Source organism: Clostridium sp. UMB9555A (genome assembly GCF_030222355.1).
GTDB lineage: Bacteria > Bacillota > Clostridia > Clostridiales > Clostridiaceae > Sarcina > Sarcina perfringens.
Genome location: NZ_JASORQ010000001.1, coordinates 1,012,658 through 1,026,647 on the forward strand (window position 1 = coordinate 1,012,658; position 13,990 = coordinate 1,026,647).

Annotated in this window: 6 protein-coding genes; all 6 read left to right on the forward strand. The window is 29.3% G+C overall.

The genetic code is table 11. The features are described from left to right. The first annotated feature begins 58 nt into the window (after positions 1-58). The 6 genes from QP548_RS04620 to QP548_RS04645 all read left to right on the forward strand — a co-directional run bounded on the left by QP548_RS04620 (position 59) and on the right by QP548_RS04645 (position 13,978). A complete protein-coding gene (locus QP548_RS04620; RefSeq protein ID WP_061428187.1) occupies positions 59-5,122 on the forward strand; it encodes an NPCBM/NEW2 domain-containing protein in 5,064 nt (1,687 codons plus the stop codon). Between the two features lie 270 nt (positions 5,123-5,392). Beyond that, positions 5,393-5,545 (forward strand): hypothetical protein, encoded by a 153-nt coding sequence (locus tag QP548_RS04625; protein WP_170869545.1) that lies wholly within the window; start codon positions 5,393-5,395, stop codon positions 5,543-5,545. A gap of 230 nt (positions 5,546-5,775) precedes the next feature. Then, positions 5,776-9,294, forward strand: coding sequence for a hyaluronidase NagK (nagK, locus tag QP548_RS04630; RefSeq protein ID WP_061428185.1), 3,519 nt, complete (start codon positions 5,776-5,778; stop codon positions 9,292-9,294). A 671-nt stretch (positions 9,295-9,965) separates the two neighbouring features. Beyond that, positions 9,966-11,882, forward strand: coding sequence for an OPT family oligopeptide transporter (locus QP548_RS04635; RefSeq protein WP_061428183.1), 1,917 nt, complete (start codon positions 9,966-9,968; stop codon positions 11,880-11,882). A gap of 11 nt (positions 11,883-11,893) precedes the next feature. Continuing rightward, a complete protein-coding gene (locus QP548_RS04640) occupies positions 11,894-12,235 on the forward strand; it encodes a PqqD family protein (RefSeq protein ID WP_061428181.1) in 342 nt (113 codons plus the stop codon). A gap of 372 nt (positions 12,236-12,607) precedes the next feature. Further along, positions 12,608-13,978, forward strand: a complete 1,371-nt coding sequence (locus tag QP548_RS04645; RefSeq protein WP_061428179.1) for an MATE family efflux transporter — start codon at positions 12,608-12,610, stop codon at positions 13,976-13,978. Positions 13,979-13,990: the final 12 nt, after the last annotated feature.

Genomic DNA, 13,990 nt, shown 5'->3' on the forward strand with positions numbered 1-13,990 from the left:
ATTAAATTGTAAGTAGAAATGCACTTCTGAGGGAAAAGTCAATCAGGAGGAAAGAAAAATGAATAAGAAAAAAATAGCTGCTATAATTTTAGCTACAATGATTACAAATCTTTCTGCTACAACAATTGATGTTTTAGCAAAGGAATTAAACACTAAAAACAACTCTAAGGTAGAAGTCAGTCATAATGATGAATCACATCAAGCAAGAATAAGTAAGTTTGATTTATATAATAGTAATAAATTAGACGCTTATAATCAAGAATTTCAAATCAACAGATCAAATATAAAATCCATAACTAATAATGGTGGAAAGTATAATAGTTCTACTATTGATAAAGCCATAGATGGCAATCTAGATACCCATTGGGAAACGGGAAAACCTAATGATGCAAATTTTACAAATGAAGTAGTAGTTACATTTAATGAAATAACTAATATAGATAGAATTGTATATTCTGCAAGAAGAGACTCTGCAAGGGGAAAAGGCTTTGCAAAGGAAGTTGAAATATATGCTTCTATTACAGATGAGGAAGATGATTTTAGCTTAGTAAGCAGTGGAGAATATACAGGGTCAACTAGAGATTTAGTTGAAATAAAGTTTAATCCAACTGATTTTAAAAGATTAAAGTTTAAATTTAAAAAGGCTGACCAGAACTGGGCTTCAGCAGCAGAATTCATGTTTTATAAAGAAGATAAATTAAATGAAAAGTTTAATGGATTATTTACAGATTCTAGTATGAATAAAGTATCTGAGGAATTTAATACATTAGAGAAATTAAATGCTTTTGAGAATGAATTAAAAGATCATCCAATGTATGATTTATACAAGGATGGACTAAATAATGCTAGAGCTATTTTAACGGAAACTTCTGAGAATCCTACTAAGGCAACCTTAGGACAAATAACATATAATCTTAATGATGATTACAATAATCAATATAGAATGCCTTATACAAACATAAAATCAATAAAAAATAATGGAAGACATTATGCTTCTCAAAATATTGAAAAAGCTATTGATAATGATGTAAATACTTATTGGGAGACAGGAACATTAAACAGTTCTTCCTTTAACAATGAAGTTGAAGTTGAGTTTAATGATTTAGTAACTTTAGACAGAATAGTTTATGGTTCTAGGCAAAGTGACCTAAAAGGCTTTGCAGAAGAGGTTGAGATATATGCTTCTAGAACAAGTAAAGGTGATACATATAAGTTAGTTGCTACAGGTGTTCATGAAGCTACTAAGGGGTTAGTTGAAGCTAAATTTGAACCTACAGAATTTAAAAGAGTTAAGTTTAAATTTAAGAAGTCTAAACAAAATTCTGCAACTTTAAATGAATTAATGTTTTATAAGCCAGATGAAGTTTATTCTTCAATACCTAAACTTTTTACAGATGGTACTATGAGCGAACTTAGTAAAGAGTTTAATAGTATAGAAAAAATAAATACATTTAAAGAAAAAGCTAAAAATCATCCATTATATAATGACTTTAAAGAAACCATAGAATTAGCTGAATCATTAATTTCTAATCCAAGAAAAGAGGATGTACTTGAATTAGAAATGAGAGGAGACTCTATAAGTGAGGCTAAAAAGAGAAAGGTATGGAATTTTCAAGACTGGCAAATAACAGGACTATCTGCTAGAGCTGGAGATAAAATAAATGTATATGTGGATGTGGCAGAAGGGGAACCTACTCCAACATTATTATACAAACAATCTTTAACTCAACATGGTGGAGCAACAAGCTTCCAATTAAAGCCTGGTAAAAATGAAATAACTATACCAGAAATAAATTATGAATCTAATGGAATACCTAAGGATGTTATTCAAGGAGGAGATTTATTCTTCACTAATTACAAAAGTGATAATCAAACAAGAGCACCAAAGGTAAGAATAGAAGGAGCAAGTAAATATCCTGTGTTTATCCTAGGAAAATCAGATGAAAATGAAGTAATGAAAGAGTTAGAATCATATGTTGAAAAGGTTAAAGCAGAACCACAGACTACGCCAAATATTTTTGCAGTAAGTTCTAATAAGTCATTAGAATTTGTACAAGCTACTTATGCATTAGATTGGTATAAGAAAAATAATAAAACTCCAAAGTACACAGCTGAACAATGGGATCAATATATAGCCGATGCCATGGGATTCTGGGGATTTGATAACTCAAAGGAAGTACACTCAGATTTTAATTTTAGAATAATGCCAATGGTTAAGAACCTTACTGGTGGAGCATTCATGAATGCAGGAAATGGTGTTATAGGTATAAGACCGGGAAATCAGGATGCAATACTTGCAGCTAATAAAGGATGGGGTGTTGCTCATGAACTTGGACATAATTTTGATACGGGTGGAAGAACCATAGTTGAGGTAACTAATAATATGATGCCATTATTCTTTGAGTCTAAATATAAAACTAAAACAAAAATAACTGACCAGAACATATGGGAAAACAATACTTACCCTAAAGTTGGTTTGGATGATTACTCTAATAATGAGTTATACAATAAGGCAGATAGTACTAATTTATCTCAATTAGCTCCATTATGGCAATTATATTTATATGATAATACCTTTTATGGAAAGTTTGAAAGACAGTTTAGAGAAAAAGATTTTGGAAATAAAAATAGAGAAGATATATATAAATCTTGGGTTGTGGCAGCATCAGATGCCATGAATTTAGATTTAACTGAATTCTTTGCAAGACATGGTATTCGTGTTGATGATAAAGTTAAAGAGGATTTAGCTAAGTATCCAAAGCCTGATAAAAAAATCTATTACTTAAATGATTTAGCAATGAATTATAAAGGTGATGGATTTACAGAGAATGCAAAGGTATCTGTAAGTACAAGCGGTTCAAATGGGAATATAAAACTTTCATTTTCAGTAGATGATGAAAATAAAGATAATATTCTTGGATATGAAATACGTAAAGATGGAAAGTATGTAGGATTTACTTCTAATGATAGCTTTGTTAATACTAATTCTAATTTAGATGAGGATGGTGTATATGTTGTAACACCATACGATAGAAAATTAAACACTTTAGACCCAATAAAGGTAAATGCAATACAACCTTCTTTATCTGTAAATCCAGTGATTACATTAGCTTTAGATGAGGAGTTTAAACCAGAAGAATATATTGTAGCTAAGGACATAAAAGGCAATTTTCTAAGTGAATCTGTAAAAGTTAAATCAAGTAATGTAAATACTTCTAAAGTTGGAGAATATGAAGTTGTTTATAGCTTAGAAGATTCTAAAGGAAATGAATACACTAAATCTTCTAAGGTTAATGTAGTAAGTAAGAAAGACTATATGAGTGATTTAACCCCTAAACAGGCTTCAAACGGATGGGGAACTGTTAGAAAGGATAAGAGTATAAGTGGAGGAGTAATAGGTCTTACAAGAGATGGTGATTTTGTTGACTATAATAAGGGATTAGGCCTTCACTCAAATGCCGAGTATGTATATGATTTAGAAGGAAAGGATTATGACTACTTTGAATCTTATGTAGGTGTTGATAAAGCAATGTCAGCTAGACCAGCCTCAATTATTTTTAAAGTTTTAGTTGATGGGGAAGAAAAGTTCAATAGTGGAGTAATGAGAGGAACAACACCTCAAAAATATGTTAAGGTGGATTTAAAAAATGCTAAAGAGCTAAAATTAATAGTAAGTGATGCTGGAGATGGAAATACTTCAGATCATGCAAGCTTTGGAGATGCTAAATTAGTTACATTATCTTCAAAACCAGTAATCAAAGGTGAAAATTTAGCTTATAGTATGGATGAGAAAGTAGATTTAATGGAAGGAATAACTGCAACAGATATTGAAGATGGAGATATAACTTCTAATATACAAATAAAATCTTCAGATTTTGTTGAAGGAAAGTCAGGAATATTTACAGTTGTGTATTCAGTAACAGATAATGATGGATTAACTTCTGAATGTTCAAGAACTATAGCAGTTACAGATAAAGAAACTCAATTATCTGATTTGAATTGGAAATCTGCAACTATAGGATCAGGTGCTGTAAGAAAAGATAGAGCAGTAAGTGGAAATGCAATAAGATTACTAAATGAAGATAATTCTGTTGAAATATTTGCTAAAGGAATAGGAACTCACTCATATTCAGAAATAGTTTATAATTCAGAAGGATATGATGTCTTTGATACTTGGGTAGGTATTGATAGACATGTTGCAGATAAAAAAGTTTCTAGTGTTAAGTTTAAAGTATATGTTGATGGAGAATTAAAAGCTGAAACAGATGTAATGAGAATTGATACTCCAAAGAAACGTTTAGTTGTGGATGTAAGAAATTCTAAAGAAATTAAATTAGTAGTGGATGTAGCTGATAATGGAAACACTTGGGATCATGCAGACTGGGCAGATGCTAAGTTTAGAAATTTAGCAGAGTATGATACATCAGAATTAAATGAGGCACTAGAAAAGGCTAAGAAATTAGATTTAAATAATTACACTGAAGAAACTTCAGAAGCTTTAAAAAATACAATATCAAAAGGAGAAGAAGCGTTACTTTCTAAGAATAAAGATACAATAAATTCTGCCCTTGAAGAGTTAAATAAAGCAATGGATTCTTTAGTAAAAGTTGATTTAAATGTTGTTATTAATATACCAGATAAATATTTGCTTAAGTCTATTCAAAATCAATTAAATAAAACTGGAGATATAACTCTAGGGGATATGTACAGTTTAACTACTTTAACATTAAGCGGAGTTGAGGATTTAACAGGCTTAGAAAATGCTAGAAATTTAGAAACTTTAGATATGAATTATAATGAGGTTAAGGATTTAAGACCTTTATCAAAATTAAAGAAACTTAATAAATTAAATGCACAAGAGCAAGTTATTGCAGCTGGAGAGTTAAAGCCTTCTAATGGTGAAGTTGTAGGCGACTCAAAAGTATATAATAGAGAAGGTAAAAATGTAGCTAAAACTATTAAAGTTGTTGATAAAGATGGAAATACAATTTTAGAACAAGAGGCTAAAGATGAATTCACTATAAGTACTGAAAATTTATCAGCAGGATTGTATGGGGTTCATGTATTATTTGAAGATGAAGGTTTTAGTGGAGTAATGTTCTATTTATTTAATGTGCAATAAATAGAGAAAAATATTAAGTTATTTTACATTATAAACTAATTTTATAATGTAAAAGAAATAACTTTTTAAAATAATTTTAATGAAAGATATGTTATAGAGTAGAATTCTAGAAATAGATTCTACTCTATATTTTTTTTTGTTTATGATACAATTCTAATCTTAATATAAATTTAAGAAGGTATTTTAAATTTTATTTATAATTTTTAAATATTAAACTAAGAATAATATAGAACTTGATAATAAATATAATTTTTATAGGAGGTGATAAAAATGGGTAATAAAAATAGAAATAGTAAAAATAAAATGGCATCCTTAGGTCTTAGGAAAGATGAAAATGGAGATTATAAGTATATTGATCCTAATGATACAACTTCAGAATTTGTTCCAGTAAGGAATCACGGAAGAAAGTCTTCTCATAATTAAATATATATTTATTGAAAAGTTTTTCTCATAGACCACACACCATTAATTAAATTGGTGTGTGGTGATTTTATATTTAATGCTTTTTAAATATAGTATTATTATATATTCATTAAAATAAATTTTAATATGTTAAGTTATTTGTAATATATTGACATAAAAACATAAATATAGTAATATGTTGTGGAAATAAATTATATTAAATATGAAAAGGGAAATAAGGGGGAAAAACAATGCGGAAAAAAGGTAACAAACTTATTGAATTTGTTAGTAAGATCATGGCTTTTGTTATGGCAGTAACTTTATTGTCAAGCTTACCTGTACAAAATGTATTAGCTACTGATAGCAAAGAAAAAAAGGGAGAAGAGTATGAAATATATCCAATTCCTCAAAGCATAACATATGATAATGGCACAGTGACTTTAGGTTCTGAAGCTAATGTTGTATTTGAAGAAGGAATTGATGAGGCAACAAAAAACAGACTATTAGAGGTTTTATCAATTAAGGGAATTAATCATGAAGAGAGCGATGAAATAAAAGAAGATAAGACAAACTTTCTAATAGGAATAAATAACTCAGAAGGAATTGTAGACAAGTACTTTACAGATAATAATTTAGCAAATGATTCTCATTTTGAAAATCATGATGCCCATGTAGTATCAGTTAAGGGAAATGTAATAGCTGTATTAGGTAAAAATACTGATTCAGCATTTTATGGTATTACATCTTTAAAAGCAATATTTAATCAATTAGAAGGAAATGAATTAAATGAATTATTAATTGAGGACTATTCAGATGGTCAATGGCGTGGTTTTATTGAAGGATATTATGGAATTCCTTGGAGTAATGAAAATCGTAAGGACTTAATGAAATTTGGTGGGGATTTTAAGATGAATTCATACATCTTTGCACCAAAGGATGATCAGTATCACAGTCTTAAGTGGAGAGAGCCATATCCTGCTGAGAAGTTAGCTGAAATAAAGGAAATGGTTGATATTGGAATAGCAACAAAGAATAAATTTATATGGACAATACACCCATTCTTAAAAGATGGTATGAACTTTGGATCAGAAGAAAGTTATAAAGATGATTTAGAAAAGATAATAGCTAAGTTTGAACAATTATATAGTGTTGGAGTACGTCAATTTGGTGTGCTTGCAGATGATGCTGAGGGAGAAGCTAATAATCAAGTAAAACTTATGGAAGACTTAGAAAAATGGCGTTTACAAAAAGGTGATGTATACGAATTCATATTTGTTCCTAAGGTTTATACAAAGGAATCAGCTGGTGGAGATGTTAATAATGAATACTTAAAAACTATTGGTACAATGCCAGAAACTATTGATATTATGTGGACTGGAGATGTAATACTTGGTTATGTAACTCAAGATACATTTGAATTTTTTGAAGAAGCTGTAGGACGTCAAGCCTTTATGTGGTTAAACTGGCCAGTAAATGATATCAACAATAAACGTTTATTAATGGGTAAGGGTGAAATGTTAGATCCAACAGTTACAAACTTTAAGGGGATTGTAACTAATCCAATGCAAGAAGCTCAAGCTTCAAAGGTAGCTTTATTTGCTATAGCTGATTATGGATGGAATAGAGCAGATTTTGATATGGACAAGAGTTGGAAAGATTCTTTCAAATATATAGAGCCAGATGCAAGTGAAGAATTATATACCTTTGCAAAACATATGAGTGACCCAGCTCCAAACTGGCATGGACTATCTTTAGAAGAATCTGAAGAGTTAAGACCAGTAATTGAAGAGTTTACAAGAAAATTATGGGCAAAAGAATCTGTTTTAGATTACAGTAAGGTTATTTTAGATGAATACCAAGAAATTTTAGATGCAACTAATAATTTTGCAACTAAATCTAAGAATGAATTATTAAAGAGTGAAATTAAAGGATGGGTTGATTCTTTAAGAGATTTAGCAGAATCAACTATAGCATATATAAATTCAGCGGTAGCTTTTGAAAAAGGTAACTATGAGGAAGCTATGAAGTACTATGTCCTAGGAGAAGAGGAGTACACTGCTTCAAGATCTCATAGAACTCCTGTAATAAATGGACAATCTAGACCAGAACCAGGTACAAGACACTTAATACCATTTATTAAGGATTTATCTAAAATCATAGGAGATAATATTGACCAAGTTATAAATCCAGATACTACTAAGTTAACACTTCGTCCTTATACAAATATGTCACCTCTTTATTGGGGACATGTTCAAAATATAGCTGATGGAGATAATACTAGATATTCATGTATGTGGATTCGTAATTCAGCTAAAGAAGGAGACTATGTTGCTGTAGAACTAAATGAGATAACTAAGGTTAATAGCATTACATTTGAGCAAGGACAAGATGAGGGAGATGCATTTAACTATGGTAAATTCCAATATTCTATGGATGGTGAAAATTGGACTGATGTAGATGGTGTAGATTATGGACCAAAAATGCATAAGATTGTAGTTGAAGATTTAGATATAACAGCAAAATATTTAAGATTTATTCCTACTAAAGAGATTTTAAATAACTGGATTGCTGTTAGAGAATTCTCTGTTAATAAAAAAGATGAAAATAATATGAAAGTTAATGCATATACAAATGTAGAAGCTTTAGTTAAGAATGAAGTAAGTATTTCAGAGGAAAAAGCTACGCTTTCAGATTTAAATGATGTTGCTTTATCAAAGGGAGACTATATTGGAATTAAGTTAAATAAACTTAGAGAAGTAACTAATATAGTTGCTGATTTCACAAATAAGGATAAATTAACATTAGAAACATCAATTAATGGAGTAGAGTGGGTAGAAGCAAAAACTTTATCAGAAACTATAAATGCTCGCTATGTTCGTATTATAAATAATACAAATAATGATGTAACTTTTGATTTAACTAAATTAGAAGTTGAGTATTCTGATAATGATGTTAACTTTGACATTAGACCAACAGCAGAAGCAAAATTTGAGCCTAAGAATTTAATTGACGGAAAATTAAATACAGCATTTAAACCATTAGAAAGTGCACCTAAATCTGGCCAATTAACTTATAGAATTTCTGATAGAACAGATATTAGTAAGTTTACAATAGTACAAAATCCAAATACAATTTCTAATGCAATTGTATCTGTAAGAAATGAAAATGGCTGGAAAGAGGTAGGAAGTTTAGGAAAGAGCTTTAATGAGTTTAATACAGAAGCTTTTGAAAATGTCTTTGAAATAAAAGTAGAGTGGGATGGATTTGCACCTACTATTCAAGAAATAGGACTTTCAACAATTAAAGAAGAAGTTCAAGTAGATAAATCTAAGTTAGAAGAGGCAATTAAGGAAGTAGAAAACCTTAAGGAGGAAGATTATACAAAGGACTCATGGAGTAACTTAATCGAAAAGTTAAATTTAGCTAAAGAGGTATTATCTAAGGAAAATGCTACTCAAGATGAGGTAGATAATGCTGTAAAAGCTTTAAATGAAGCCATTGATGGATTAGTTAAAAAAGATGAGACTGAAGGTCCTGTAGATCCAGAAAAACCAGAAGGACCAATTGATCCAGAAAATCCAGTTGATCCTGAGAAGCCAGGTGATACAGGCAAACCAGAAAATCCTGAAGGTACAGATAAACCAGAAACTCCAGAAAAACCAGAAGGAAATTTACCAAACACTGGAGGAGCTTCATCATCAATATTCTTACAATTAGGAGCAGTAATGATGGCTTCAGGAGCTTTTGTATTAAAAAGAAAGAAAAGATAATTTGCTTAAAAGTTAAAAGCCTTAAAAAATAATTATATGAGAAGCTGCATAGATTATAGGTCTATGCAGTTTTTTAGTTTAATTTAAGCTAAATTTATTTAAGTTAGAGATTTATATATAAATATTTGTATAGGTTTTTATATAAGATTTATGATGAAATATTAAATTTTTAAAATTTCAAGATTATTTAATAATAAATGTAAAAAATTTGTATATGTGAAAGAATTATCATGGATTTTTTTTAGTCAAAATGGTATTATTATAAGCATGATAAAAATATTTTAATAGTAAAATACACCATAAAAATATAAAAAAATCTAATTTTTATAGGTAGATTTAAGCAAAGTATTAATTGATTTAAACAATGAAATACCTATTATAGATATTTCTTCTTTATGTATTTAGAAAATTCTAAAAATTTTAAAAATATAGTAATAATAAGTTACTATATAAAAGGTTAACTTAATTGACAACTCTTTATTAAGCCTGTCTTTTAAGTGAAAATTTAAATATAATATGCGCAATAATTAGTTAAGATAGCATTATAAATTTTGTTTTATGTGGATATAGTATAATATTTGTGCATTTTATAGAAAATATAACAAGAGAATATATCAATAGAAGTACTATATGTCTATTGGTATAAATAAACGAAAGGAGAGATTAGGTGTATGAAAAAGAAATTACCTAAGGAAGCTTATGGTGGTGTAAGTGGTAAAGATTATGTTCCTTATTTTACTGGTAAGTCAAAAAATGGAGTTAATCTTCCTGTACTAATAATAGGTATAATATTAGCTATTATTTTTGCTGCTTCTACTGCTTATTCAGGTATGAAGTCAGGATTAACTGTTGCTGCTGGTATACCTGGAGCTATCATAGGATCAGTTTTTGTAGGAATATTTGCACGTAGTAAAGGTATTCTTGGAAAAAACATAACTCAAGGTATGGCAAGTGGAGGAGAATCTATAGCAAGTGGTATGATATTTGTATTACCAGCAATTATACTAATAGGAAGTAAATTTACTTTCTTAGAGGGTGTAGCTGCAGGTGTAGGAGGAGTTCTATTTGGTATAGGATGTCTATCACTAGTTTATAACTACCTAATAGTTGAAGAACATGGAAAACTTATGTATCCTGAGTCAATGGCAATATCTGAAACTCTTGTTGCTTCTGAAGGAAGTGAAGACTCAATTAAATTTATGGGTATTGGATTTGTTATAAGTGGTATCATAAATGTTTTAACAGGATCATTTTTAAACTTAATAAACAATACTGTTACATATTTAGGAAGCAAATTTTATAAGTGGAAGTTTTCTACTGAAGTAAACCCACTTTTACTTGGTATCGGATTTATAGTTGGATTAGAAGTATCCCTTACTATGTTTGCAGGATCTATACTAGCTAACTTTGGTATAGCTCCATTAATAGGATATTTTAGTGATATGGCAGAGAAGAGTATGCATTCATGGAATGATGCTTCAATGTTAATTCACCAAATGGATGTAAATGCAATATCAGGAAGTTATGTTAAGTATATAGGAGCAGGAATGATGCTTTGTGGAGGTATTATAGGTGCTATAAAACTTATACCAACCATAATAGTTTCAATAAAAGAAACATTAAAGGCAAGTCCTGTTAATGAAGAAAATGCTGAGAAAAATAGCGGATCTATAATAATACTTTTAGTAGGAGCTGTATTAGCTTTTGTTGTAGGATTCTTTATTTCTAATAGCATTGCAATGGCTATAACAGGAGCAGTTGTTTCAATAATCCTATCATTATTATTCGTAATAGTTGCAGGACGTTTAACTGGTACAATAGGAACATCAAACCTTCCTGTATCAGGTATGACAATAGCTTCATTAGTAATCTTAACATTAGTATTTGTTATAATGGGATGGACTGGAAAAGCTGATAACAAAGCATTACTTTTATTTGCTACATTCATGGTTGTTTCAATCTCTGTAGCTGGTGGATATAGCCAATCTCAAAAAGTAACATATATAATTGGTGGTAGTAAAAAAGAAATGCAAAATTCTTTCATGATTGCAAGTATAGTTGGTGTTATTGTTGTTACTGGAACAATATTAGTACTTTCTAGTCAATTATCAATCACTGGAGCAGATGCACCTTTCGCATTACCACAAGCTAACTTAATGTCAACATTAACTTCAGGTATAATGGAAGGAAACTTACCTTGGCCTATGATAATTGTTGGAATAGTTATGGCTTTATTCTTATACTTAGTAGACTTACCAATAATGACTGTTGCCATAGGATTCTATTTACCTATATCAACAACTTCTATAATTTTAGTAGGTGCATTAATACGTGTATTTATTGAAAAAATGAGCAAGAGTGATCATGAAAAAGAAGTTAAGGTTTCAAATGGAATAAGTTTATCTTCTGGTCTTGTTGCTGGAGGATCTATTGTGGGATTAATAGGAATAGTTCTACAAGTAACAGGAATAATAACACCTGGAACACCAACTGGATTTGTAGCTAGCAATGGAATGGCAATAATAGTTCTTATTCTTTTAGTTTTAGCAACTACATTGCCTATTATGAAATCTAAGGTGAAACATTAAGGTGAATTATAATGGATAATGATGAACTTTTAAATATGCGATTTAAAATCTGTGATAATCTTCAGTATGAAGTTGATGAAAATAGAATAGTTACTATTTTAGAAAAACAAGACCATAAGATTCAAAGATTTTTTAGAAAATTGAAATTTAAGATTCCAATGTATAAAAGAACTACTTTAGATGAGTATGGTAGTGAAGTATTTTTACAAATCAATGGAACTAATACCGTTAAGGAAATTGGTGAAGCCTTAGAAGAGAGATTTGGTGAAAAAGTACATCCTCTTTATGAAAGATTATTAGTTTTTCTAAACCACATATATTTAAATTGCAAGTATATTGAAAAAGTAGAATAGATTTTATCTTGTAACCTACAAAAGTCTTTTTATAGATTTTTGTAGGTTATTTTAATTTTAGGATATATTTTAAGTGAATTGTAATTTTGAAAATATTTAACTTAAGGGAGGTTTGAATCCTTAACTATAATTATTAATCTTTTCTTAAATAAGGAAAGTTATTTTAAGTTTATAACAAAGCATCCTTATAATCATATTTATTGTTTTTAAGTTATGGAAGAAATATTTAATATTTTTAAAACTATGCACAGAAAATATTGACTAAGAATAAGTAGATGCTATAATAAACAAGACTTGATAATAATTATTAATAACAAATGAAATGATTGTTCATCATAAGAAATATAGGACATTAGGAATAGGGACATTATTATGAAAAATCAATATGAACTAAAGAATGAAAAAATAGGGAGATTACTTTTAAAATATTCACTACCAGCTATACTATCTATGATGGTAACTTCCTTATATAATACTGTAGATAGAGCTTTTATAGGGTCTATTAAGGATATAGGAGCCCTTGCCATATCTGGCTTAGGAGTAACTATGCCCTTATTTACAATACTAGGTGCTTTCTGTGTTGCCATCTCTGTAGGAGGAAGCACTAATATATCAATAAAGCTAGGGGAAGAAAAGAAGGAAGAAGCTGAAAGAATATTAGGAAATACTTTTATATTATCCATAATTGTTGCTTTAATCATTATGGTCTTTGGATTCTCATTTTTAGAAAAAATACTATATTTTTTTGGGGCAAGTAAGGAAACTATTATATATGCAAAGGATTATATGAGTGTAATACTTATAGGGGCATGGTTTAACCTTCCTGGATTTGCTCTTAATAATGCAATAAGAGCTGAGGGAAATCCAAAGTTAGCTGGCAAAATCATGATAATAAGTTGTGTTTTAAACATAATTTTAGATCCAATATTTATATTCTTATTTCATATGGGAATCAAGGGAGCTGCCTTAGGAACTATAATTTGTCAATTCATAGTTTTTCTTTGGACAATGTATTATTTTACCTTAGGAAAGTCAAACTTAAAGTTAAGGATTAAAGGAAAGATATTAAATAAGAATATTTTAAGGGCAATAATCTTAATTGCTTTAACTCCATTTTTTATGGAGCTTGCAGCAGGATTTATACATTTAATAACAAATAGAGTTCTTAAGGATTATGGTGGAGATTTAGCTATAGGTGCAATGACATCCATAACATCTATATATCTTTTGTTTTTAATGCCAGTCTTTGGATTAAGCCAAGGAATGCAAACCATAGTTGCATATAATTATGGAGCGAAGGAGTATAAACGTGCTAAAAAAACTCTATTAATGACTATAATAATTGCAACTTTAATTTTAACCTTAGGCCTTGTACTTATTAGAATTTATCCAAGGGAGTTTATTAATATATTTACAAAGGATAAGGATCTAATAAATATAGCACTTAATGGGTTAGAAATATATACCATTGCCCTACCTACCTTAGGAGTTTCAATTTTAGGGGCAGTATATTTTCAGTCTATAGGAAATGTTAAGAAGTCAATTTTTCTAAGTTTATTAAGACAAGTTATACTATTTATACCTATTGTATTTATAATACCTAGAGTATATGGACTAAATGGAGTGTGGATTTCACAACCCTTAGCTGATATTTTAGCTACCATGTTAATACTTATATTTTTAATAAAAGAATTTTACATAAGAGATAAGAGTTATGCAATTTCCATAGAAGAGAGTGCATAGCTAATTAAAGAA

Coding starts and splice junctions, on each gene's coding strand:
- QP548_RS04635 (WP_061428183.1), top strand. CDS start 9,966: ATGAAAAAGAAATTACCTAAGGAAGCTTATGGTGGTGTAAGTGGTAAA.
- QP548_RS04620 (WP_061428187.1), top strand. CDS start 59: ATGAATAAGAAAAAAATAGCTGCTATAATTTTAGCTACAATGATTACA.
- nagK (WP_061428185.1), top strand. CDS start 5,776: ATGCGGAAAAAAGGTAACAAACTTATTGAATTTGTTAGTAAGATCATG.
- QP548_RS04625 (WP_170869545.1), top strand. CDS start 5,393: ATGGGTAATAAAAATAGAAATAGTAAAAATAAAATGGCATCCTTAGGT.
- QP548_RS04645 (WP_061428179.1), top strand. CDS start 12,608: ATGAAAAATCAATATGAACTAAAGAATGAAAAAATAGGGAGATTACTT.
- QP548_RS04640 (WP_061428181.1), top strand. CDS start 11,894: ATGGATAATGATGAACTTTTAAATATGCGATTTAAAATCTGTGATAAT.